22 protein-coding genes are annotated in these 21,740 nt (G+C 70.9%); 10 read left to right on the top strand and 12 right to left on the bottom strand.

All coding sequences use genetic code 11. From position 1 onward, the window contains the following. Positions 1–86 precede the first annotated feature (86 nt). The 4 genes from ACZ4VI_RS28335 to clpS form a co-directional block, all read right to left on the bottom strand. The gene (locus ACZ4VI_RS28335; protein ID WP_468003728.1) at positions 87–512 is read right to left on the bottom strand and encodes a M67 family metallopeptidase; all 426 of its coding nucleotides are present in this window, start codon (positions 510–512) and stop codon (positions 87–89) included. Positions 513–589: 77 nt separating this feature from the next. Next, on the bottom strand, positions 590–2,041 hold the full coding sequence (locus tag ACZ4VI_RS28330) for an amino acid permease (RefSeq protein WP_468003726.1): 1,452 nt from the start codon (positions 2,039–2,041) through the stop codon (positions 590–592). Positions 2,042–2,325: 284 nt separating this feature from the next. Then, positions 2,326–2,910 carry a DUF2017 domain-containing protein gene (locus ACZ4VI_RS28325; protein ID WP_468003724.1) on the bottom strand — a complete coding sequence of 195 codons (585 nt, stop codon included), beginning with the start codon at positions 2,908–2,910 and terminating at the stop codon, positions 2,326–2,328. Next, positions 2,910–3,215 carry an ATP-dependent Clp protease adapter ClpS gene (clpS, locus tag ACZ4VI_RS28320; RefSeq protein WP_468003722.1) on the bottom strand — a complete coding sequence of 102 codons (306 nt, stop codon included), beginning with the start codon at positions 3,213–3,215 and terminating at the stop codon, positions 2,910–2,912. Before clpS ends, ACZ4VI_RS28325 begins: the two co-directional genes overlap by 1 nt. 112 nt (positions 3,216–3,327) lie before the next feature. On the opposite strand from clpS, the gene ACZ4VI_RS28315 reads away from it, so the two are divergent. The 3 genes from ACZ4VI_RS28315 to ACZ4VI_RS28305 all read left to right on the top strand — a co-directional run bounded on the left by ACZ4VI_RS28315 (position 3,328) and on the right by ACZ4VI_RS28305 (position 6,002). After that, the gene (locus ACZ4VI_RS28315; protein WP_468003720.1) at positions 3,328–4,656 is read left to right on the top strand and encodes a nicotinate phosphoribosyltransferase; all 1,329 of its coding nucleotides are present in this window, start codon (positions 3,328–3,330) and stop codon (positions 4,654–4,656) included. A gap of 108 nt (positions 4,657–4,764) precedes the next feature. Further along, positions 4,765–5,355: an isochorismatase family protein gene (locus tag ACZ4VI_RS28310; protein ID WP_468003718.1), complete on the top strand. Its 591-nt coding sequence runs from the start codon at positions 4,765–4,767 to the stop codon at positions 5,353–5,355. Positions 5,356–5,498: 143 nt separating this feature from the next. Then, entirely contained in the window at positions 5,499–6,002 is a 504-nt protein-coding gene (locus ACZ4VI_RS28305; RefSeq protein ID WP_468003716.1) for a hypothetical protein, read from the top strand. 27 nt (positions 6,003–6,029) lie between these two features. Here the strand turns inward: ACZ4VI_RS28305 and ACZ4VI_RS28300 are convergent, their stop codons facing one another. Continuing rightward, positions 6,030–6,329, bottom strand: coding sequence for a hypothetical protein (locus tag ACZ4VI_RS28300; RefSeq protein WP_468003714.1), 300 nt, complete (start codon positions 6,327–6,329; stop codon positions 6,030–6,032). A gap of 123 nt (positions 6,330–6,452) precedes the next feature. Then, the gene (locus tag ACZ4VI_RS28295; protein WP_468003712.1) at positions 6,453–8,894 is read right to left on the bottom strand and encodes an immune inhibitor A domain-containing protein; all 2,442 of its coding nucleotides are present in this window, start codon (positions 8,892–8,894) and stop codon (positions 6,453–6,455) included. A gap of 355 nt (positions 8,895–9,249) precedes the next feature. Here ACZ4VI_RS28295 and ACZ4VI_RS28290 point away from each other — a divergent pair, with 355 nt between their 5' ends. Beyond that, entirely contained in the window at positions 9,250–9,528 is a 279-nt protein-coding gene (locus ACZ4VI_RS28290) for a hypothetical protein (RefSeq protein WP_468003711.1), read from the top strand. Here ACZ4VI_RS28290 and ACZ4VI_RS28285 read toward each other — a convergent pair whose 3' ends face one another. Together ACZ4VI_RS28285 and ACZ4VI_RS28280 are read right to left on the bottom strand one after the other, a co-directional pair. Beyond that, on the bottom strand, positions 9,529–10,314 hold the full coding sequence (locus ACZ4VI_RS28285) for an RDD family protein (RefSeq protein WP_468003709.1): 786 nt from the start codon (positions 10,312–10,314) through the stop codon (positions 9,529–9,531). It lies immediately after the preceding gene. 88 nt (positions 10,315–10,402) lie between these two features. Next, the gene (locus ACZ4VI_RS28280; protein WP_468003707.1) at positions 10,403–11,914 is read right to left on the bottom strand and encodes an RDD family protein; all 1,512 of its coding nucleotides are present in this window, start codon (positions 11,912–11,914) and stop codon (positions 10,403–10,405) included. A 300-nt stretch (positions 11,915–12,214) separates the two neighbouring features. Here ACZ4VI_RS28280 and ACZ4VI_RS28275 point away from each other — a divergent pair, with 300 nt between their 5' ends. Further along, positions 12,215–12,706: an SsgA family sporulation/cell division regulator gene (locus ACZ4VI_RS28275; protein ID WP_468003706.1), complete on the top strand. Its 492-nt coding sequence runs from the start codon at positions 12,215–12,217 to the stop codon at positions 12,704–12,706. A gap of 11 nt (positions 12,707–12,717) precedes the next feature. On the opposite strand, the gene ACZ4VI_RS28270 is transcribed toward ACZ4VI_RS28275, so the two are convergent. Beyond that, a complete protein-coding gene (locus ACZ4VI_RS28270) occupies positions 12,718–14,097 on the bottom strand; it encodes an FAD-binding oxidoreductase (RefSeq protein WP_468003704.1) in 1,380 nt (459 codons plus the stop codon). 98 nt (positions 14,098–14,195) lie between these two features. Between ACZ4VI_RS28270 and ACZ4VI_RS28265 the strand changes: the two genes are divergently transcribed. After that, positions 14,196–15,617, top strand: a complete 1,422-nt coding sequence (locus ACZ4VI_RS28265; RefSeq protein WP_468003702.1) for a tetratricopeptide repeat protein — start codon at positions 14,196–14,198, stop codon at positions 15,615–15,617. Between the two features lie 266 nt (positions 15,618–15,883). Here ACZ4VI_RS28265 and hppD read toward each other — a convergent pair whose 3' ends face one another. Next, the gene (gene hppD / locus ACZ4VI_RS28260) at positions 15,884–17,029 is read right to left on the bottom strand and encodes a 4-hydroxyphenylpyruvate dioxygenase (protein ID WP_468003700.1); all 1,146 of its coding nucleotides are present in this window, start codon (positions 17,027–17,029) and stop codon (positions 15,884–15,886) included. Between the two features lie 121 nt (positions 17,030–17,150). On the opposite strand from hppD, the gene ACZ4VI_RS28255 reads away from it, so the two are divergent. Genes ACZ4VI_RS28255 through ACZ4VI_RS28240 form a run of 4 tightly spaced genes read left to right on the top strand, consistent with a single transcriptional unit; the run spans position 17,151 to position 19,809 of the window. Next, positions 17,151–17,642 (top strand): Lrp/AsnC family transcriptional regulator, encoded by a 492-nt coding sequence (locus ACZ4VI_RS28255; RefSeq protein ID WP_468003698.1) that lies wholly within the window; start codon positions 17,151–17,153, stop codon positions 17,640–17,642. A 49-nt stretch (positions 17,643–17,691) separates the two neighbouring features. Next, a complete protein-coding gene (locus tag ACZ4VI_RS28250; protein ID WP_468003697.1) occupies positions 17,692–18,297 on the top strand; it encodes a helix-turn-helix domain-containing protein in 606 nt (201 codons plus the stop codon). A gap of 16 nt (positions 18,298–18,313) precedes the next feature. Beyond that, positions 18,314–18,505: a hypothetical protein gene (locus ACZ4VI_RS28245; RefSeq protein ID WP_468003695.1), complete on the top strand. Its 192-nt coding sequence runs from the start codon at positions 18,314–18,316 to the stop codon at positions 18,503–18,505. Next, on the top strand, positions 18,502–19,809 hold the full coding sequence (locus ACZ4VI_RS28240; protein ID WP_468003693.1) for an MFS transporter: 1,308 nt from the start codon (positions 18,502–18,504) through the stop codon (positions 19,807–19,809). Before ACZ4VI_RS28245 ends, ACZ4VI_RS28240 begins: the two co-directional genes overlap by 4 nt. Here ACZ4VI_RS28240 and ACZ4VI_RS28235 read toward each other — a convergent pair. Then, complete coding sequence (locus tag ACZ4VI_RS28235; RefSeq protein ID WP_468003691.1) at positions 19,742–20,551, bottom strand: S16 family serine protease; 810 nt, start codon at positions 20,549–20,551, stop codon at positions 19,742–19,744. The genes ACZ4VI_RS28240 and ACZ4VI_RS28235 overlap by 68 nt on opposite strands. A 9-nt stretch (positions 20,552–20,560) precedes the next feature. Beyond that, positions 20,561–21,706 (bottom strand): alpha/beta hydrolase family protein, encoded by a 1,146-nt coding sequence (locus tag ACZ4VI_RS28230; protein ID WP_468003943.1) that lies wholly within the window; start codon positions 21,704–21,706, stop codon positions 20,561–20,563. Between the last annotated feature and the right edge of the window lie 34 nt (positions 21,707–21,740).

The raw sequence follows: 21,740 nt of genomic DNA, 5'->3' as shown, positions 1-21,740 counted from the left end.
GAATGTGATCTCAGATGACGGACACATCGTGCTCGCCTGCCGGACGCGGGGGCGGATGCGGGGACGGATGCGGGCCGAGGAGGCCGTCACACGTACTCCTCGACGACCTGCACGTCCTCCTCGGTCACGACGCCCTCGACGATCCTGAACGAGCGGAACTGGAAGGGGCCGGCGCCGTCGGTGTCGGCGGTGGAGACCAGGACGTAGTGCGCGCCGGGCTCGTTCGCGTACGAGAGGTCGGTACGGGACGGGTAGGCCTCGGTGGCGGTGTGCGAGTGGTAGATGACCACGGGCTCCTCGTTCCGGTCGTCCATCTCGCGGTAGAGCTTCAGCAGGTCGGCCGAGTCGAACTCGTAGAACGTGGGCGAGCGGGCGGCGTTCAGCATCGGGATGAACCGCTCGGGGCGGCCGCTGCCGGCGGGACCCGCGACCACGCCGCAGGCCTCGTCGGGGTGGTCCGCGCGGGAGTGCGCCACGATCTGGTCGTACAGGGCCCGGGTGATGGTCAGCATGTCCGACAGGATAAGCAGACGGGCCGTCCCGTACCGAGGAGTGGTACGGGACGGCCCGAATGCCGAGATACCCGAGGTCAGGAGCGCTTGGCGAAGGCCGCGCCCTCCGGGTTGCGTGCCTTCAGGACCAGGTACGCGACACCGAGGATCAGGGCCCACAGCGGCGCGCAGTACAGCGAGATCCGGGCGTCCTTGTCGATGCCCATCATCACGATGACCATGCCGATGAAGGCGAGCGAGAAGAGGCTGAACCAGATGCCGCCCGGTGCCTTGAAGGACGACTGGGGCAGCTCGCCGCGGTCGGCCTTGAGGCGGAAGCGGACCTGGCAGACCAGGATCATGATCCAGGCCCACATGCCGGAGATGGTGGCGAAGGAGACGACGTAGTTGAACGCGTCGCCGGGCCACTGGTAGTTGATCCAGACGCCGACCATCATCAGCCCGGCGGAGAACGAGGTGCCGACGAGCGGCAGGCCGTTCTTGGTGAGCTTGGTGAAGAACTTCGGGCCCTGGCCGTTGAGCGCGAGGTCGCGCAGCATGCGGCCGGTGGAGTACATGCCCGAGTTGCAGGAGGAGAGCGCGGCGGTCAGGACGACGAAGTTCACAATCGCGGCGCCGACGCCGAGGCCCATCTTCTCGAAGGCCGCGACGAACGGGGAGACGCCCGGCTGGAAGTGGGTCCACGGGACGACCGACAGGATCATGATCAGCGCGCCGACGTAGAAGACGGCGATGCGCCACGGCACCGTGTTGATGGCCTTGGGCAGGACGGTCTTCGGGTCCTTGGACTCGCCCGCCGTCACACCGACCAGCTCGACGGCGAGGAAGGCGAACATGACCATCTGCAGGGTCATCAGGGTGGAGCCGATGCCCTTGGGGAAGAAGCCGCCCTCGGACCACAGCAGGGTCATCGACGCGGTGTCGCCGGCGTCGGAGAAGCCGATGGTGAGGATGCCGGCGCAGATGAGGATCATGCCGACGATCGCGGTGACCTTGACCATGGAGAACCAGAACTCGAGCTCGCCGAAGAGCTTGACCGAGATCAGGTTCGCGAGGAACAGGACGACCGTGAAGATCAGGGCGAACACCCATTGCGGCTGATCGAGCCAGCCGTCCGCGTTCTTGGTCCAGTACTGCATGTACTCGGACGCCGCGGTCACCTCGGTGATGCCGGTGACGACCCAGAAGAGCCAGTACGTCCAGCCGGTCACGAAGCCCGCGAAGGGGCCGATGAACTCGCGCGCGTACTCCGAGAAGGAGCCGGAGACGGGCCGGTACATGAGGAGCTCGCCGAGCGCCCGCATGATGAAGAAGATGACGAGGCCCGCGATCGCGTACGCGAGGATCAGGCTGGGTCCCGCCTTGGAGATGCCCTTGCCCGCGCCGAGGAAGAGTCCGGTGCCGATGGCGCCGCCGATCGCGATCATCTGGATCTGGCGGGCGCCGAGTGCCCGGTGGTACCCCTCGCCGTCGGCGGAGTCCGCGGCCTCATTGCCGTCGTGCTGCTTGTCGACCTGCACTGAGGTCATGGTGATGCGCCTTTCTCCATGCTGATCCCCCCGGATGTGTATGGAGTGCTACCGGCGGTCAGCCGGCCACAGCGCCACCGGGAACAGGGATGGCGTCCCCGGCGGTCGTGAAGATTTATCACGGGGGAAACAGTGATCGAGGAGAGGTGATGTGGCGCACGCCACATGAAAAAGGGGACAAAAGCCACTCAAGAGGACCAGTACGAACACTTTGGTGACGTATTCGTTATCCGGATTTGAGTGTCCGCTGAGCGAACGGCAGCCGAGCAGCACTCAACCAGCACTCAAGCGCCGGGCATCAGCGTCTCGACGAGGGACTCCTGGAGCGCACCCAGCCAGAGGTACGCCATCACCATCGGCTTGCGCGGATCGGTGTCCGGCAGCCGGTACAGGTCCCCGGTCTCGTCCTCGTCGGTGACCTCCAGACGGGTCCCGATCGTCAGCCGGAGGTCGTTGAGCGCGCCGAGCCAGCCGCGGGACTCGTCGGCGGTCAGCTTGAGGACCGCCCCGCCCTCGCCGGTCGAGGTGAGCGCGTCGAGGCTGTGGATCACCGCGAGGGCGTCCTGCCGCTTACGGGCGCGCAGGTCGTTCTCGGTGTAGCGGCGGAAGTCGGCCGCCGCCGCCCGCAGCTCCTCGTCGTCGTCCGCGTACGCGTCGGGGAAGAGCCGCTTGAGCGCGGGGTCCTTCGGGGCCTCGCTCGGGCCCTCGGCGAAGAGCGCGGCCAACGGGTCCTCGCCCTCCACGGGCTCGTCGCCCGGCCCGATCAGCTCCATGAGCTGTACGGCGAGGGAGCGCAGGATGGAGATCTCGACCTCGTCGAGGGCGACGGCGGCGCCGCCGCCGGGCAGGGCCTCGAACTGTCCGGCCATCAGCCGCGGTCCTGGGAGAGGGTCGCCCACAGCCCGTAGCCGTGCATCGCCTGCACGTCCCGCTCCATCTCCTCGCGGGTGCCGCTGGAGACGACCGCGCGGCCCTTGTTGTGCACGTCGAGCATCAGCTTGTGCGCCTTGTCCTTGGAGTAACCGAAGTACGCCTGGAAGACGTAGGTCACATAGCTCATCAGATTGACCGGATCGTTGTGCACGAGGGTCACCCACGGCACGTCCGGCTCCGCGACGGCGAAGGTCTCTTCGGCCGATTCCGTGCGTTCGATCTCAATAGGCGCGACGCTCACTTACCCCATGCTGCCACCTCGGGAGGGCCGTCGCACAAACGGGTCAGCCCCGCGCGCCGCCCGCGCGAATAGAAATCGTCACTCTGACGATTTCTGCGGTAGCATCCCTGACATGAACGCTGCGGACCTTGGGCTCCCGGTGGACGTGCCGTCGACCGCGCTCTTCACCGACCAGTACGAGCTGACCATGCTCCAGGCGGCCCTCAGGGCCGGCACCGCCGACCGGCGCTCCGTCTTCGAGGTCTTCACCCGTCGCCTGCCCGAGGGGCGGCGCTACGGTGTGGTGGCCGGTGTCGGACGGGTCCTCGACGCCGTCGAGAACTTCCGCTTCGACGCGGGCGTCCTCGGCTTCCTGCGCGAGCAGGGCATCGTCGACGAGCCGACGCTCCAGTGGCTGGCCGCCTACCGCTTCTCGGGCGACATCTGGGGCTACCCCGAGGGCGAGGTGTACTTCCCCGGCTCCCCGATCCTGCGGGTCGAGGGCTCCTTCGCCGAGTGCGTGCTCCTGGAGACCGTGATCCTCTCGATCCTCAACCACGACTCGGCGATCGCGGCGGCGGCCTCCCGGATGTCGGCCGCGGCCGGCGGGCGGCGGCTGATCGAGATGGGTGCCCGGCGCACCCACGAGCTGGCCGCCGTCGCCTCCGCGCGGGCGGCCTACGTCGGCGGCTTCGGGGCCACCTCGGACCTCGCGGCCGGTTTCCGCTACGGCATCCCGACCGTCGGCACCTCCGCGCACGCCTTCACCCTGCTGCACGACAGCGAGCGGGACGCGTTCCGGGCCCAGGTGGAGACGCTGGGCCGCGGTACGACGCTGCTCGTCGACACCTACGACGTGGCCGAGGCCGTCCGTACCGCCGTCGAGGTGGCGGGAACGGAGCTCGGAGCCGTACGGATCGACTCCGGGGACCTGCTGCTCGTGGCGCACCGGGTCCGGGCGCAGCTCGACGAGCTGGGCGCGAAGAACACCAAGATCGTGGTCACCTCGGACCTGGACGAGTACGCCATCGCCTCGCTCGCGGCGGCGCCGGTCGACGCGTACGGGGTGGGCACGCAGCTGGTCACCGGCAGCGGGCACCCGACGTGCTCGATGGTCTACAAGCTGGTCGCCCGCGCCCAGTCGGCCGATCCGAAGGCGCCGCTGACGGCGGTGGCGAAAAAGTCGCTCGGCGGCAAGGCCTCGGTCGGCGGCCGCAAGTGGGCGGCACGGCGGGTGGACGCGGACGGCGTCGCGGAGGCGGAGGTCGTCGGCACCGGCCCGGTCCCGGCCGAGCTCGTCGACCGCCAGCTCCTGGTCGAGCTGGTGAAAGGCGGCGACGTGGTGGCCCGCGAGCCCCTTGAGGCGGCCAGGTCGCGGCACATCGCGGCGCGGGCCGGGCTGCCGATGTCGGCCATCCAGCTGTCGCGGGGTGAGCCGGTGCTGCCGACGGAGTACGTGTAACACCCTGCGAGGCCCCCTCCCGAAGCCGGGGGGAAGTCTCTAGGCTCGAAGCCATCCCCCTTCCGACACCCTCCGTTCCCGTCACCCGCCCACCGAAGGACACCCGCCATGCACCGCGCATTGATCGTCGTGGACGTTCAGAACGACTTCTGCGAGGGCGGCAGCCTCGCGGTGGCGGGGGGAGCGGATGTCGCCGCCGCCATCACCGACCTGGTCGGCGAGGCGGCGGGCGCCGCGTACCGGCACGTGGTCGCCACCCGCGACCACCATGTCGCCCCGGGCGACCACTTCTCCGACGCGCCGGACTACGTGACCTCCTGGCCGGTGCACTGTGTCGCCGGCACGGAGGGCGTGGGCTTCCACCCGAACTTCGCCCCTGCGGTCGCCTCCGGGGCGATCGACGCGGTGTTCGACAAGGGGGCGTACGAGGCGGCGTACAGCGGCTTCGAGGGGCGTGACGAGAACGGGGTCATGCTCGCCGACTGGCTGCGGGCGCACGACGTCGACGAGGTGGACGTCGTGGGCATCGCGACGGACCACTGCGTACGGGCGACGGCGCTGGACGCGGCCCGGGAGGGGTTCCGTACGCACGTCCTCCTGGACCTCACGGCGGGCGTCGCGAAGGAGACGACCGAGCGGGCCCTTGAGGAGCTGCGCGGGGCCGGGGTGGAGCTCACGGGCAAGCCGGTCGTGGTCTAGGTCCGGAGTCCAGGTCCGGATCCGGGCGCTCTCTCCGAGGAGCGCTATCCGGCCAAGAAGTTGACAGGGACCTGACACTTCAACATCCCTGTGGGACCTTCCTTCTCGCTCACCCCCACAAGGACGTGGCACAAAGGAGCGTCATGAGGAAGTCATCGAAACTCGCGTGCGTCACCGCCCTGATCGTCGCGGCCACCGCCGGCGCGTCTACGGCGGCGACCGCGTCAGCCCCCACCGCCGAGCAACTGGTCGACGGCGTGATCGTGGTCGCGGGCAACACCTGCACCTGGACCAACGCCCGGACCAGCGCCAACCCGCCCAGCACGCTGACCATCGACCGCAACACGATCAACAAGCCGGGCGGCAACCTGACCTGCAGCGGAAGCATCACCGCCACCCTCAACAACAACCCCACGGTCACCTTCGACGACGCGGCCGGCCGTGCGACGGCCGACGTCATCGACATCACGGGACAGCAGAGCGGCATCTCCTGCCGCTACAAGGCGACGAACGTCCTGTTGAACCGCGACGGAACCACCCGTAAGTACGTGAATCAGGCGTTCACCGCCACGAAGACCTCCGGCAGCTTCCTCTGCCCGGGCTCGGTCACCACCGCCGCGGGCGACGCTTCACTGCTCTTCCACTGACCCACTGGGGGGCCGGTCGCCCGCGGCCTAGGCGGCCGGCCTCGGCAGGGCCCGTACGGGGTGCCACAGCTCGTGCGGCGCCGTGCGCCACAGGAGGCCGTCCGGGTGGTGGAGGACGGCGGTGATCTCGTCCGGGGTCGGCGGTTCCGCATTGCCGCGGAGGTAGACCGCTCGCAGACCGAGGTTCCGCAGCCGGGTCAGGGCGCGGGCGCGGTTCGCGGCGTGGACGAGGAAGCGGACCGTGGCCCCGTCGCCGGCCGGGCTCGGCAGCCCTATCGCGACCACCACACTGCCACCCGGCAGCTTGCAAAACCCTCCACCGGGCATGCCGAAACCACTCCCCCGTGAGCTCGCTGTCAATAAGAGATCCGTCAGACGCACCTAAACACGATCGGCCGCCGCCCGCTAGAGGGCGACGGCCGATTGCGCTCTGACCTGCGGCGATGCCGGTTACTTCGTGGACGGACCCACCTGGACGGTGATCGTCTGGCCGTTCCTCGGCTCCTTGACGACCGTGATCTTGGTGTTGGTGTCAGTTACACGGACACCGGCTCGCGCCGTCTCCTCGAACCAGTACGTGCCCTTGCGGTCGTCGAAGACCGGGTTGCCGGCCTGCTGCGGGATCCACGTCGCGACGTCCGCCTTGTGCAGCTGGAAGCCGTCCGTGTGGGCGAGGCCGAACGGCGAGTCGTACGCCTGGATGCGGTTGCGCAGCAGGGTGCCGTCGCGCCACTTCAGCGGGCTCGGGTGCGCGTCGATCGGAAGGACGAGGCCCTGGCCCGGGTGGACCGACGTGTTGTTGTCCTTCTGCGAGGTGTCCCACAGCCAGATGAGCAGACCGTTCTGGTACGGGTAGTGCTCGACCCAGCTCGCCTTGTCACCCGTGAAACCGAAGTTGTACGGGCCGACCTTGAGGGTCGCGTCGTACGAGACGTACTGGCGGTTCTCCGCGAGGTAGTACTGCTCGTACTCCTTGGTGAAGTTGGCGCCGACCCGCGAGAAGCCCTTCGCGACCCAGCCGTTGTCACCGTTCTCGGCGTTGTCCGAGAAGACGGCGGCACCGTCGGCGGTCAGCGTGATGGCGTCGGCCGTGAAGCCCTTGCCGCCCGCGCCGCCGTCCGTCTGGTAGCGGAAGCGGAGGTCGAACTTCTTGCCCGCGTAGGCGTCCAGCGGATAGACGAGCTTCTTGTGCGCGCCCGAGACGTCGGTCAGCGCCGGGGCGCCGCTCGCGTCGCGCGGGAGGGCCTTGCCGTCGGCGGTGCCGTCCAGGGCCGTCCAGTTGGCGCCGCCGTCCGTCGACACCTCGGTGTAGAGGTAGTCGTAGTCCAGCTCGATGTCGTACCAGCCCTGGAGCTCCAGGGAGGCGGTCGACTTGCCCGTCAGGTCGACGGAGCGGGTCAGGGTGTTCTTGAGGTCGTCACCCATGTTGCTCCACCACTGCGTGGCGCCCTCGGCGGGCTTCACGACCTCGGTGGTGACCTTCTTCTTCGGCAGCTCGACGACAAGCGCCTGGGGGTTCTTCGTGTTGTACGCGGCCACGCCCAGCTTGTGGGTGGTGTTGGTGCCGCGCTGCTCGTTGCTCACCTTGGCGTAGTTCAGCCAGCCGAGCTGGAGCTTGTCCCAGGCGTTCATGTCGCCGGGCAGATCGCCGATCGAGTCCTTGCCCCGGCCGAGCCACGAGCCGGAGGACATCAGGGACCAGAACCCGGTCGAGTTCTCGGCGCCCTTGTTGCCCGAGGTGTCGTAGTGGTCGGGCAGACCGAGGTCGTGGCCGTACTCGTGCGCGAAGACGCCGAGGCCGCCGTTCTCCGGCTGCATCGTGTAGTCGCCGACCCAGATGCCGGTGTCACCGATCTGCGTGCCGCCGGCCTTGTTGTCCGCCGGGCCGGTCTTGCCCGCGTTGGTGCCGTACGCGTACCAGCGGTGGGCCCACAGGGCGTCGGTGGCCTGGTCGCCGCCGCCCGCCGACTCGTCCTCGCCCGCGTGGACGATCTGGAAGTGGTCGATGTAGCCGTCGGCCTCGTTGAAGTTGCCGTCGGCGTCGAAGTCGTAGCGGTCCCACTTGTCGTACTCGGCCATGTCGGCCTTGATCTGGGCGTCGGTGCGGCCCTTGGCCTTCTGGTCGGCGACGAAGGCGGTGACGCCGTCGCGGACCGCGTCCCAAACGTTGGCGCAGTTGGTCTGACCGCAGTAGTTCGAGCCGTAACGGGCCTCGTTGTACTCGACCTTGACCCAGTCCGAGACGCCGCCCTCGACCGAGTAGCGGCCGGAGGAGGTCTTCTCGTAGTAGGTCTTCAGGGACTGCTTGGGCTGTCCCTCGGCGTCCTTGCCGGTACCGAAGTACAGGTCCTGGAAGTGCTGCTGGTTGTAGTCCTTCTGCCAGGCCGTCGAGTTGTCCTTCGAACGGTCCGGCTCGGCTATCCGGTTGTGCAGCGGACCGGGCTCGCCGCCGAACTTCGGCTTCGGCTCGGTGGTGTCGTCGTCGGCGCGGTCCACAAGGGTCGTGTTGTCGACCTTGTCGCCGAACTCGACGAGGATCGTGAAGATCTTGTCGGTCTTCTCCCGGGCGAGCTCGACGTACTTCTTGCTGTCGAGCTTGACGACCTGGGAGCCCCCGCGGCGCTCGATCGCGGCGTCGCCGTTGAGCACCTGCTCCATGGCGGCCTTGCGCTGCTGCTCCTGCTGCTTGCTGTACGGACCGTCGAGGTCGTGGTCGACCGCGAGCTTGTCCACGTCGGCACCCGGAGCGGGGTCCTGCCGCTCGATGCCGGCAGGCGCCGCCGGGCCTCGGTCCTCGGCCCATGCGGTGGCGAAAGTCGAGGCGGTCGCGGCAGTGGCCGCGAGCGCCACGACGACTGCGGACGCTCTGATCGCCCGTCGTCTGTTGGTCACTTGATGTGTTCCTCCCCGGCGCCCTCGACCGCGCGGACCGAGGGTGGGGTGTCCGCGGGCGGGGTCGCGCGTCACAAGTGACGACATTCGACCGGAGTTACGCGAGAAAAGACAGACCTTGACTTGCACAGACCAACTGCACTATGCAGGAGTCGATTTCCGATATCCGGACGTCGACGGCACAGCCACCAGGCGCATCACAGGGGGTCGTTGACGGAGACGGTGACTCCATGCGCCCCCCGTGCATCCGCACCGTGGGTTAGGTCACGCTTACTACCCGTTCCGCTCGGGCATCCACCGTCATAGAGTCGCTCGGGAGTGCGACCTGCCGATGCATCGAGGGACGGTACCCGTCATGCCGCGTCCGAACGCCGCACAACTCGCCTATGGTTCGGCCACCGTCGTCTTCTCGACCGTCGCCCTGCTGCTGCTGTCCCGCACGACGACCGCGCTGGGGATCGTCGTGATCAGCACCGCCGGGCTGCTCCTCGGGCTGCTCGTCACGGTGACGATGCCGGCGCACCGCAAGGCACCCGACCCGGTGCCGGCGCCCCTCCCCCAGACGGACGAGATCCGGGTACCGGCCGTCCGCGTGGGTGCGGGGGCCGATACCCGGATCGGTTCGAACTCGTAGCTACTGCTGAGGGATCGAGACCACCACGGTCTTGGCGGCCTTGTCGTGCAGGCCCTGCTTGTAGGGCTTGTCGACCAGGATCAGGATGAGCAGGAGCAGCGGCCACAGGCAGGCGCAGCAGATCAGCGCGGGCAGCCACAGCACGACGGCGCGGATCAGCGAGGCGTTCATCGGCGGTGTGGAGCCGTCGTTGAGCATCGCGACCCGCAGCTTCATCCACTTCTTGCCCAGCGTCTGGCCGCCGCCCTTGGTCACCATCACGGTGTCGTAGCCGATGTACGCGACGATGGTGATGAGCTGGAAGACGAGACCGGTGCCGGTGCTGGTCGCGTTGATCGTGTCGCCGAAGTCGTCGCTCTCGGTCGCCCGGTCGTAGACGTTGAACGGGATGCCGATGATGGCGAGCGGCACGGCGACGATCAGCCAGTCGATGATCCTCGCGAGGATGCGCTTGCCGGAGTCGGCGAGCGGCGGCATCCCGGCCAGCGGATCCGTACCGCCGTAACCGCCTCCGCCGCCGTAGGGCTGGGAGCCGTACGGCGGGGGCGGTGGGGGGACGTTGTCGTACGGCGAACCGGGCGGCGGGCCGCCGGGGGGAGGGCCACCGGGCGGGGGTCCTTCGGGGGGCGGTCCTTCGGGGGGAGGGCCGCCGGGGGGCGGTTCTTCGGGGGGCTGCTGTTGCCCGCCAGGCGGCGAGCCCGCCGACGGCGGCGTGGGCTCCTGCGGCTTCTTGAGGAACGGATCGTCCTCGGGCGGCTGGCCGGGCGTCGGCTGGTCGTTGCTCATGGGGGCAGTGCATCCCGCGAGGCAGGGCCCCGCAAGGAATCGCCGCCCGTTCGGGGGACCGCCGTACGGGGCCCCCGAACGGCGGTGGCTAACCGGCCACGAAGGTGTGCGCCGCCTTGTCGTGCCAGCACTGGCGCCAGGGGCGGTCGAAGAGGCACCACAGGACGTTGAGGACGCCGAGGACCAGCAGCCCCAGGACGCTGTAGACGAGCCAGCGGCGCAGGGCCGCGCCGAACGTCGGCGGCTCGTGCGCCTCGATGTCCCGCACCTGGAGACCGCAGAGCTTCTTCCCGAGCGTGCGGCCCCACTTGGCCGTGGGCAGCGCCTCGTACAGCACGCCGAGGACCAGGAGGGCGGCGAGCGCGATCCCGAAGTTGACGGAGGTGGTGCCGTCCAGGAGCCAGACCTGGACCGTGACACCGGACTGCTTGGCCGCCTCGATCTTGGCGTCGATGTGGTCGAGCGCCTTCGTGACGAAGGGGAAGGACGCCCCGCCGACGAGCGCGCCGAGGACGAGGGTGTCGACGAGCCGGGCGACGAGCCGCTTGGCCAGACCGGCGGGGCGGGCGGCGGCCTGGGCACGGGCCGCCTGAAGGAACAGGTCCTCGACCGGCGGCTTCCAGGGGACGACCGGCTGCTCGGCCCCGGCCTGCTGTGGAGCGGCGGCCGGGGACTGCGCGAGCTGGTGGACCTGCTGGGGCCAGGAGGGAGCGCCGCCGCCGGGGCCGGTGGTGACGGGGGCGGGGGTGGGGGTGGGGCTGGGCGCGGGGGCCGCGGGCGCTGCGGCCTGGGCCTGGGCCTGGGCCTGGCCGGGCACGTGCGGGAGGGGCGCGCGCGGGGCCTGCCCGCCGGGCTGCGAGGCCCTGAGGGCCTGGGGGCCCTGGGGCCCCTGGGCGCTATGGGCGCTCTGGGCGCTCTGGGCGCTCTGGGCGTTCGCCGCGCCCTGCGGCGGGAGGGCGCGGATCGTCATCGTGCCCTCCGGCACGGGAGCCTGCGCCGACGCCTCCGGCTTCGCCTGCCGTACGCCGGGCAGCGCACCGCCCGTCGGGTCGGCGGCCGGCGCCGGGGTCACGGGCATCCCGCCCAGCCGGGCCTGGGCCCCGGAGGGCTTCGGCTGGGGGTTCGGCTCGGGGTTCGGGGTCCGGGCGGCGGCCACGCGGGGGTCCTGCCCCGGCTCCGGCGCGCCCCAGGAGACCTTCCGATCCCGGTCGCCACCGAAGCCGGTCTGGCGCGAGACGTCCGCCTGCCACGCCGAGGCGGGCTCGGGCTGGGGTTCGGGTCGAGGCTCGGGCTCAGGCTCGGGACTCGTACCGGCGGCCGGCTCCTCGTCGAAGAAGACCGGTCCCGTCTCCTCCACGGCGGGCACGGGGGCCGGCGAGGAGACCACGGGCGCGGGCGAGGGGTTCGGAGCCAGGGCCGGCCCGGCGGGCATCGCCGAGGCCGGTGCGGCCGGCGGAACCTCTCCGTCCTTGGGCGCGGGCCGGCTCGTCCCGGGCACCCAGGCTCCCCCGTTCCAGTACCGGATGTATCCGGGAATGGACGGGTCCGGGTAGTACCCGGCCTGCGGTACCTCCCCGCCGGCTCCAGGAGGAGTAGCCACTGCCCCGACTCCGTTCCGTGACGATGCTTGTCTCAGGGAGAGACAGTAACGAAGAACGCCGCCCCGGGAACAAAGAGGCCGCGAGAAACCCGCCTTCGAGCGACATACCTACAGAACCTGCCACTCACCGTCACGCTCAGGCCGAGGATCCCGCCCCGAAGACCTGCGAAGGCCGCCGCGAAGACCGCCGGAAAATCTCCCGGAAAAAACTTCCGCGAAGTCGCGTAATGGCCGGCCGCCACCGCGCTCTCTCCCTGTGCGGGCCCACCCGGGGCCCCGTACCGGAGAGGACGTCACGCCATGCAGAACACCGAGAACACCGTGGTCGAGCGCGAGCTGGAGCTGAAGCTGGTGCTCTCCCCCGAGCGCTCCATCCCCGTCCCGGCCCGGCTCGCCTACCGCACCACCGACCCGTACGCCGTGCACATCACCTTCCACGTCGGCTCGGAGTGCCCGGTCAACTGGACCTTCGCGCGCGAGCTGCTCGTCGAGGGCGTCTTCCGGCCGTGCGGCCATGGGGACGTCCGTATCTGGCCCACAAAGGTCGACGGGCGCAACGTCGTCCTGATGGCGCTCTCCTCCCCCGACGGCGACGCGCTGCTCGAAGCGCCCTCCGCGCAGGTGTCTGCCTGGCTGGAGCGGACCCTGCGCGCCGTCCCGCCGGGCACCGAGTCCGAGCAGCTCGGCATCGACGACGGCCTCGCCGAACTGCTCGCCACCACCGTGGTGGGCGACGACCTCTGGCTGCGCGACCCGTGGCCGTCGGACGAGTCGCAGGACGGCGAGGCGTGAACGCCGGTCCCTCAGAAGAGCTTTCCGGGGTTCAGGATGCCCAGCGGGTCGAAGGTCCGCTTGATGCCCCGCTGCATCTCCACCCCCACCGGCCCCAACTCCCGCGCCAGCCACTCCTTCTTCAGTACGCCCACGCCGTGCTCGCCCGTGATCGTGCCGCCCAGCTCGAGGCCGAGCGCCATGATCTCGTCGAAGGACTCCCGCGCCCGCCGCGACTCGTCCTCGTCCGCATGGTCGAAGCAGACGACGGGATGGGTGTTGCCGTCGCCCGCGTGCGCGCAGACACCGATGGTCAGGTCGTACTTCTCGGCGATGGCGACCGTGCCGTCGAGCATCGCGGCCAGCTTCGTGCGCGGCACGCAGACGTCGTCGATCATCGTCGCGGACTTGATCGTCTCCAGGGCGGTCAGGGACAGCCGGCGCGCCTGGAGGAGGAGTTCGGACTCGGCGACGTCCTCGGCGGGTACGACCTCGGTGGCCCCGGCCGCCGCGCACAGCGCCCCGACGGCGGCCAGATCGGCGGCCGGGTCCGGGGTGTCGAAGGCACACAGGAGCAGCGCCTCGGTGGTGTTGGGCAGCCCCATGTTCGCCAGCTTGTTGACGGCGCGGATGGTGGTGCCGTCCATCAGCTCAAGGAGAGAGGGCGTATGGCCGCGCTCCATGATCGCGCAGACTGCCTCACATGCCGCCGCCGAAGAGGGGAACTCGGCGGCGAGCGCGAGCTGCTGGGGCGGTTGCGGGCGGAGCGCGAGGGTCGCGCCGACGATGATGCCGAGACTGCCTTCCGAGCCGACGAAGAGCCGGGTCAGGTCATATCCGGCGACGCCCTTGGCGGTACGCCGGCCGGTGGAGAGCAGCCGCCCGTCGGCGAGCACGACGTCCAGGCCGAGGACGTACTCCGCCGTCACCCCGTACTTCACGCAGCACAGGCCGCCGGACGCGGTGCCGATGTTGCCGCCGATGGTGCACGTCTCCCAGCTGGAGGGGTCCGGCGGGTAATAGAGGCCGTGTTCGCCGACGGCGCGGGAGAGGACGGCGTTGACGACGCCCGGTTCGACGACGGCGATCCGGTCGACCGGGTTGATCTCCAGGATCCGGTCCATCCGGACCAGGGAGAGCACGATGCAGTCCTCTGAGGCGTTGGCGCCTCCCGACAGGCCGGTGCGCGCGCCCTGCGGGACGACCGGGACGCGCAGCGCGGTCGCGGTGCGCATGACGTGCTGGACCTGCTCGACGGTGCGCGGGAGCACGACGGCCGCGGGGGTGCCGGAGGGGCAGAAGCTCGCCATGTCGTGGGTGTAGGAGGCGGTGACGTCCGGGTCGGTGATCAGCGCCTCGGCGGGCAGACCCGCGCGCAGGTCCGCGTGGAGCCGCGTCAGAAGATCGTCCATGCGTTCAGCCTGGCACCCGGGGCCATCGGTGTGAACCCGCCGGTCCCGGCTCTTCGTGTGCTCTTCGTACAGGCGCGGAGGGGCGCACAGTGAGCGGCATGAAGACGGAGAACGTGTCGAGGTCGGTCCTGGCGGCGGGGGTGGGTGCGGTGCTCGCGGCGACGGCGCTGCTGTACGCCCCCGATCTCGCACCGGGTCTGTTCGGCGGCGGCGCCCGGTCCGCCCCCGGTCCGGCCGAGCGGGCGGTGATCGCGGCGAACGCGGGTGCGCAGGCTTCGCTGCCCGACCTGGCCGCCCTGATCGGCGACCGCGAGAAGTGGCTGAAGGACCATCCGGCCGACGAGGCGTCCTGGGCGGTGCTGGGGGCGGCGTACACGGAGCGGGGTACGCGGCTCGGCGACCCGGCGTACTACCCGCGGGCCGAACGCGCCCTGAAGCGCTCGCTCGAGGTACGGCCGGCCGCGCGCGGGAACCTCGACGCGCAGCTGGGGCTCGGCGCCCTGGCCAACGCGCGGGGCGACTGGCGGACGGCGCGGTCGTGGGGCGAGGCGGTCCGCAAGGAGGACCCGAAGCGCTGGCCGGTGTACCCGCTGCTGATCGACGCGTACAACGGGCTCGGCGACTACACGTCCGCCCAGAAGGCGATGGCTTCCCTGGAGGAGCTGCACTCGGGCGCGGCGGTGAGTGCGCGGGCGGCGCAGATGTACCGCAACCGGGGCTGGCGCGAGGACGCGGCGGCGGCGGCGAACGACGCGGTGGCGCGGGCGGAGACCGCAGCGGACAGGGCGGCGGCGTTCGCGCGGCTCGGGGATCTGGCGTGGGAGCGGGGCGAGCCGGCGGAGGCGGTGGCGCAGTACGGGACGGCGCTGGGTCTCGTACGGGATCACGGTCCGTCGCTGGCGGGGCGGGCGCGGGCGCTGGCGGCGCTGGGCCGCACGGACGAGGGGCTGCTCGACTACCGGGCGGCGCTCGCGCGGCTGCCGCGGCCGGAGTACGTCCTGGAGGCGGGCGAGTTCTACGAGTCGCTGGGCCTGGACGGGGACGCGCAGGCCCAGTACGAGCTGCTGCGGACGCGGACCTGGGTCGGCGCGGAGGCCGTCCTGGGCCTGTTCGAGGCGGACCACGGCGACCCGGCCGCGGCGGTGCGGCGGCTGACGGCGGAGTGGGCGCGCGGGCACCGGTCGGTGCAGGTGGCGGACGCGCTGGGGTGGGCGCTGTTCCGGTCCGGGGAGCCGAAGGAGGCGTTGGAGTACGCGAGGAGGGCGACGGACGAGGGGCTGCGCAGCGCGCTCTTCTCGTACCACCGGGGGGAGATCGAGCGGGCGTTGGAGGAGCACGGCCCGGCCCGCCGCCACCTGGCGGAGGCGCTGCGGACCAACCCGGACTTCTCCCCGCTCCTCGCCCCGATGGCCCAGGAGGCGCTGGCGGCACTGGGCGACCCCCCGGACGAACTCCCGAAGGAACTACGCCCGGAACCGCCGGCGCCGGCGGAGCCGGCGAACCTGCCGCAGCCGAGTTAGCCAGGCAACCCGCCCCCGCCCCGGGGTTGTGGGCAATCGTCCCGCTGGGCGGGACGGGTGGGCACAACCCGACAACGGCGCCGCACCCGTGGGCACCGTACGCACCGGGAGCCTGGGCCCGGCAAGGGCGCCGTCCGTTGTGCCCACCCGTTCCGCCCCAGCGGAACGAATGCCCACAACGGGGCGGGGGGAAGGGGGCGTGCTCCGGCGCCACCCCCGCGGGCGCCGGAGCACTGCCCGGCGCTCGCTCGGGGTACGGCCGGGTGCTACAGGTTGCCGCGCTTGGCCTGCTCGCGCTCGATCGCTTCGAAGAGGGCCTTGAAGTTGCCCTTGCCGAAGCCCATGGAGCCGTGACGCTCGATCATCTCGAAGAAGACGGTCGGGCGGTCCTGGACCGGCTTGGTGAAGATCTGCAGCAGGTAGCCGTCCTCGTCGCGGTCGACGAGGATCTTCAGCTCGCGCAGGGTCTCGACGGGCACGCGCGTCTCGCCGGCCCACTCGCCGAGGGTGTCGTAGTACGAGTCCGGGACGGAGAGGAACTGGACACCGGCCGCGCGCATGGTGCGGACGGTGGCGACGATGTCGTTCGTGGCCAGCGCGATGTGCTGGACACCCGGCCCGCCGTAGAACTCCAGGTACTCGTCGATCTGCGACTTCTTCTTCGCGATCGCCGGCTCGTTGATCGGGAACTTGACCTTCTTGGTGCCGTCGGCGACGACCTTCGACATGAGCGCCGAGTACTCGGTCGCGATGTCGTCGCCCACGAACTCCTTCATGTTCGTGAAGCCCATGACCTTGTTGTAGAAGGCCACCCACTCGTTCATCATGCCGAGCTCGACGTTGCCGACGCAGTGGTCGATGGCCTGGAAGGTGCGCTTGGCCGGCGGCTCGACGATCGGGTCGGCGGCGACGAAGCCCGGCAGGTAGGGGCCGTCGTAGCCGGAGCGGTCGACGAGGGTGTGGCGGGTCTGGCCGTACGTCTTGATGGCGGCGAGGACGACGGTGCCGTTCTCGTCCTTCAGCTCGTACGGCTCGGCGATGCCGGTGGCGCCGTGCTCGACGGCGTAGGCGTACGCGGCGCGCGCGTCGGGCACCTCGATCGCCAGGTCGACTACGCCGTCGCCGTGCTCGGCGACGTGCTCGGCGAGGAAGCGGCCCCAGTCGGTGGAGGCCTTGATGACGGAGGTGAACACGAAGCGGGCGGCGCCGTTCGTCAGGACGTAACTGGCGGTCTCGCGGCTGCCGTTCTCCGGTCCGGAGTACGCGACGAGCTTCATGCCGAAGGCCGTGGAGTAGTAGTGCGCGGCCTGCTTGGCGTTGCCGACGGCGAAGACGACCGCGTCCATTCCCTTCACGGGGAAGGGATCGGCCTGCCGCGCCGTGGAAGGGGTGTGATCGATGGTCTCAGTCATGACGGCAGAGTCCCGCCGATCGGCAAGCTGCGCAATAGTTCGCCTCAGGACTGGGCAATATGCACAGCGACCGGTCAGTATGGACGGGATACTTGTACAGGATGACCATGGGGAGGTCGCCATGGCGATCGATCATCTGGACGGCCGGCTCATCGTGCTGCTCGCACAGGAGCCCCGGATCGGGGTCCTGGAGGCCTCGCGCCGGCTGGGCGTGGCGCGCGGGACGGTGCAGGCGCGCCTGGACCGCCTCCAGGCGCAGGGGGTGATCCGCGGGTTCGGCCCGCAGGTCGACCCGGCGGCGCTGGGCTATCCGGTGACCGCGTTCGCGACCCTGGAGATCAAGCAGGGCATGGGCGCGGACGTACGGGGCCATCTGGCGACCGTGCCCGAGGTGCTCGAACTGCACACGACCACCGGGCACGGCGACATGCTCTGCCGCCTGGTTGCCCGCTCCAACGCGGACCTCCAGCGGGTGATCGACCGGGTCGTCGGCTTCGAGGGCATCGTGCGGGCGTCGACGGCGATCGTGATGGAGAACCCGGTGCCACTGCGGATCATCCCGCTGGTGGAGCAGGCGGCGGAGGATGGGCCGGCCGGAGTTCCAAAGAACTAGTTGCAAAGAGAGTCTTGCAACAGGTTCTTTGGAACTCTACGCTTGAGCCATGTCCGAACCCGAGCCACAGAAGAGCTTCCCCAAGACCCCCCTCGAGGAGCGCATCCAGCGCACCCTCGACCCGCACTCACTGCGGGGCCTCGCCCACCCCCTGCGCATCCGTCTGCTCCAGGCGCTGCGCCGGTACGGCCCCGCCACGGCCTCCCAGCTCGCCGAGCGTTTCGGCGAGTCCAGCGGGGCCACCAGCTACCACCTGCGCCAGCTCGCCGCGCACGGCTTCGTCGAGGACGATCCGGAGCGGGGCAAGGGCCGGGAGCGCTGGTGGAAGGCCTCCCAGCACGGCACGGCCTTCGACGAGTCGCTCTACCAGCACAGCGACCCCGAGACCCGCGGCGCCATCAACGTGTACATGCACGAGATCGCGACCATCCACAGCCAGGAGCTCTCCACCTGGATCGCGACCCGCGACGACTGGGACGAGTCCTGGGTCGGGGCCTCCGACATGAGCGACTTCACCCTCCACATCACCCCCGAGCAGCTACGCGAACTCGGCGGCAAGATCCACGAGTTGATCAACAGCTACGCGGCGGCCACCCCGGCCGACACCGAACGCGTCCGCGTCCATCTGCATGCCTTCCCGCAGAAGCTCTCCTGAAGGGACCCCTGCCGCCATGCACGCCGACATCCACCTTCAGCTCCACCACCTCCAGGCCGCCGAACTCCACCGCGCCGCTGCCGAAGCACTCCCCCGCACCTCGTCCGTCCGCGCCTCCGTCCGCGCCCAAGTCGGCTGGACACTCGTCGCGTTAGGGCTGCGCCTCGCCGTCCCCGCCACCGCCCGACCGCACCCGCTCGCCGCATGAGCACGCCGGGGGGACGTGCTCCACTGGCCACCGTCCTGGCCGCCAACGCCATCTCCATCACCGGCAACGCGCTGACCCTGATCGGCGTCCCGTGGTTCGCCCTCGACACCACGGGCAGCCCCGGCAAGGCGGGCCTGGTCGCGTTCTGCGCGGCCGTCCCCGTCGTCGTCTCCGCGCTCGTCGGCGGCCCGGTCATCGACCGGGTCGGGCGCCGCCGGATCAGCGTCGCCTCCGACCTCGTCTGCGCCCTCGCGCTGGCCGCGATTCCGCTCCTGCACCGCGCCGGCCTGCTCGAGTTCTGGATGCTGTGCGCGCTGATGGCCGTGACCGGTCTCTTCCACGCCCCGGGCGAGACCGCCCGCTCCGTCCTGATCCCCGACCTCGCCCGCCACGCCGGGACCCCGCTCTCCCGCGCCGCGAGCCTCTCCGACGCCGTCTTCCGAGGCGCCCGGATGACCGGCGCCGCCCTGGCGGGCGTCCTCATCGCCGTCATAGGCGCGGACACCGTCCTGCTCCTGGACGCCGCCACCTTCGGCCTTTCCGCCCTGCTGGTCCTCGCCGGTCTGCGGGGCGTGCCCGCCGCCGCGCCCCGGCGGGACCCGGCACCCTTCTCGCTGACCGGCTACCGCGCGGAACTGCGCGAGGGATACGCCTTCGTGCTCCGCTCCCGGCTGCTGCTCGGCGTCGTCCTGATGGTGATGGTCACCAACGGCCTCGGCTTGGCCTGGAGTTCGGTCCTGCTGCCCGTCCACGCCCGGGAGACCCTCGGCGGTCCTGCCGCCCTCGGCCTGCTCGTCGCCGTCTTCGGCGGCTGCGCACTCCTTGGAGCGCTGGCGTACGGGGCGGTCGGCCACCGCTTCCCGCGCCGGGCCGTCCTCATAGCCGGCTTCGTGCTCTGCGGCCCGCCGCCGTACGCCGTGGCCGCGCTCACCGACACCACGCTGCCGCTGCTCGTGACCATGGCGGCGGGCGGGTTCGGGGCAGGCGTGCTCAACCCGATCCTGACCACGGTGATGTACGAAGTGGTCCCGGACGGACTGCGCAGCCGGGTCTTGGGTGTGACCACGGCCGGGGTGCTCCTGGCGACCCCGCTCGGGGGCCTCGCCGCCGGGCAACTCGTCGAGCGGTCCGGTCTGGTGACGGCGCTGCTCACGCTGGGCGGGATCTATGTCCTGGCCACGCTCGCCCCGATGGTCTTCCCGTCCTGGCGCGAGATGGACACCGCGGCCCGGAGTGTCAGCAGCTCGGGACCTTCGCTTCCTGGCCCTGCTCCAGCGCCCGGAGCGAGGACACCGCGTCGCTGAGGGTCGAGACGGGGATCAGCCGCATCCCTTTCGGCAGCTCCGCCTGCGCGTCGGAGCACTCCGCCTTCGGCACGAGGAAGACGGTCGCCCCGTCCCGCGCGGCGGCCTGGGTCTTCAGCGAGACCCCGCCGACGGCGCCGACCGTGCCGTTCGGGTCGATCGTGCCCGTACCGGCGATGGTCCGGCCGCCGGTGAGGTCGCCGTCCGCGCCGCCGTCGCCGTCGCCGCCGTCGTCGAGCTTGTCGACGATCCCGAGGGAGAACAGGAACCCGGCGCTCGGCCCGCCGATGTCGGCGAGGTGGAGCGTGACCTTCACGTCCTTCGGGTCGAGCTTCAGATAGCCGAGCGCGGCCAGGGTGGCGGCGTCCTGCGACTCCTTCATCTGCCCGAGGTTGTGCTTCTCCACCTCGACGTCCGACTTGCCGGGAGGGTAGACGGAGTCGCGCGGCAGCACGGCCTGGTCGGTACGGAACCAGGCGTCGGCGAGGTCGGCGAAGTCGTTGTCCACGCTGGGCCCGGTGGCCACGATGGTGGTCATCAGCAGCTTGCCCTCCGTCTCGTGGACGGGTGCCCCGCTGATCGTGATCACCGGGCGCCCGTCGACGGCGCCGAGCACGTCGGCCGTCCTGCCGGGCGAGGCGATGGCGTACGGCAACGGCGCGAGCCCGACGACGGCGAAGAGCGCGGCGACGGGCAGGGCGCAGAGCGCGAGCGCACGGTTGCGCGTGAGACTGGTGAGCACGCCCCCAATCTACTGGGCACCCACCACCGGCAGCCGACGGCCGAAGAACGACCGGACCTGGTGACGCACCGCACGCACGGCCGCCTTCGGATCGATCGCGCCGACCATGCCGACCCGGTCGGCGGTGGTCATCAGGCCGGCGGCATGCAGCTGCGGCACGAGGGAGGCGTAGTCGGTGAAGACCCAGTGATCGGCGTCGTCGAGCTCCCGCCGGCGGACGCGGCCCCCGGGGTGGGCGAGCAGCGCGCCCCAGGAGCGGTCGAGCCGGGCGTCGCGGAAGCCGTCGGTGCCGAGCAGGAGCAGCGGCCGGTCGACACCGTCCCGGGCCACCGGGAAGAGCTCGCCGTCCACCCGGTCCAGGTAGCCCTCCATGTTCACGGCGGCGGCGATGCGCCGGTCGTCGTACAGGCTCTGCGCGGCGGTCGTGCCACCGGCCGAGTGCCCGTAGATCCCGACCCGCCCGAGGTCCATGGCGCGGCCGAGGGGCCCCTCCAGGGCTTCGAGCCGGTCGAGGACGAACCGGATGTCCGCGAGCCGGGTGTCGATCATGGTGCGGAGCTGCTCGGCGTCGGGCGGCCCGAGGAAGACGGTGGGGCGCACCTTGTCGCGCCCCGGCCGCTCGGTGGGGAAGTCCACCTCGCTCGCGTCGCCCGGGTGGTCGACGGTGACGACGACCCAGCCGTGGCCGGCCAGTTCCTCGGCGAGCGAGGTGCCCATGGTGCGGGCGTCGCCGCCGCCGGGGCTGTAGAGGAGTACGGGCCGGCGGCCGGGTGCGACGGGGGCGCCGAGGTGGGTGTGGGTGAGCGTGGCCGCCCAGTCGACGCCGGCGGCGGGCAGGCCGGGACGGATCCAAGGGGCGAGTTCGGTGAAGCGTTCCGCGGCGGCCGGGGTCAGTTGCGGGGCGCGCGGATATCCGCGGACGGTACGGGCCGGGTGGAGGACGGTGACCATGACCTCCCGTACGCCGATCGCGGGCGCCCAGGGGTCGTTACGGGAGGGGTCGACGAGGTGGAGGACGGTGGCGCCGATCTTGTACGGGCCGGTGGGCGCGGGCAGCCGGAGCGCGGCGGATGCGACCGCCCGGGCGGCGGTCGTGGGGGCGAGCGCCAGGGCGGCGGCGAGCAGACCGGCTTTGGTGACGGTCCGTCGGTTCATGGGGTTCATGGCGGACAGGCTGGTGCAGGGTGCG

The sequence above is a fragment of the Streptomyces sp. NPDC029169 genome, from assembly GCF_055563935.1.
This window is presented reverse-complemented; position numbering and strand designations above follow the sequence as displayed.

Coding starts and splice junctions, on each gene's coding strand:
- ACZ4VI_RS28335 (WP_468003728.1), bottom strand. CDS start 512: ATGCTGACCATCACCCGGGCCCTGTACGACCAGATCGTGGCGCACTCC.
- ACZ4VI_RS28330 (WP_468003726.1), bottom strand. CDS start 2,041: ATGACCTCAGTGCAGGTCGACAAGCAGCACGACGGCAATGAGGCCGCG.
- ACZ4VI_RS28325 (WP_468003724.1), bottom strand. CDS start 2,910: ATGGCCGGACAGTTCGAGGCCCTGCCCGGCGGCGGCGCCGCCGTCGCC.
- ACZ4VI_RS28315 (WP_468003720.1), top strand. CDS start 3,328: ATGAACGCTGCGGACCTTGGGCTCCCGGTGGACGTGCCGTCGACCGCG.
- ACZ4VI_RS28310 (WP_468003718.1), top strand. CDS start 4,765: ATGCACCGCGCATTGATCGTCGTGGACGTTCAGAACGACTTCTGCGAG.
- ACZ4VI_RS28305 (WP_468003716.1), top strand. CDS start 5,499: ATGAGGAAGTCATCGAAACTCGCGTGCGTCACCGCCCTGATCGTCGCG.
- ACZ4VI_RS28300 (WP_468003714.1), bottom strand. CDS start 6,329: ATGCCCGGTGGAGGGTTTTGCAAGCTGCCGGGTGGCAGTGTGGTGGTC.
- ACZ4VI_RS28290 (WP_468003711.1), top strand. CDS start 9,250: ATGCCGCGTCCGAACGCCGCACAACTCGCCTATGGTTCGGCCACCGTC.
- ACZ4VI_RS28285 (WP_468003709.1), bottom strand. CDS start 10,314: ATGAGCAACGACCAGCCGACGCCCGGCCAGCCGCCCGAGGACGATCCG.
- ACZ4VI_RS28275 (WP_468003706.1), top strand. CDS start 12,215: ATGCAGAACACCGAGAACACCGTGGTCGAGCGCGAGCTGGAGCTGAAG.
- ACZ4VI_RS28270 (WP_468003704.1), bottom strand. CDS start 14,097: ATGGACGATCTTCTGACGCGGCTCCACGCGGACCTGCGCGCGGGTCTG.
- ACZ4VI_RS28265 (WP_468003702.1), top strand. CDS start 14,196: ATGAAGACGGAGAACGTGTCGAGGTCGGTCCTGGCGGCGGGGGTGGGT.
- hppD (WP_468003700.1), bottom strand. CDS start 17,029: ATGACTGAGACCATCGATCACACCCCTTCCACGGCGCGGCAGGCCGAT.
- ACZ4VI_RS28255 (WP_468003698.1), top strand. CDS start 17,151: ATGGCGATCGATCATCTGGACGGCCGGCTCATCGTGCTGCTCGCACAG.
- ACZ4VI_RS28250 (WP_468003697.1), top strand. CDS start 17,692: ATGTCCGAACCCGAGCCACAGAAGAGCTTCCCCAAGACCCCCCTCGAG.
- ACZ4VI_RS28245 (WP_468003695.1), top strand. CDS start 18,314: ATGCACGCCGACATCCACCTTCAGCTCCACCACCTCCAGGCCGCCGAA.
- ACZ4VI_RS28240 (WP_468003693.1), top strand. CDS start 18,502: ATGAGCACGCCGGGGGGACGTGCTCCACTGGCCACCGTCCTGGCCGCC.
- ACZ4VI_RS28230 (WP_468003943.1), bottom strand. CDS start 21,706: ATGAACCGACGGACCGTCACCAAAGCCGGTCTGCTCGCCGCCGCCCTG.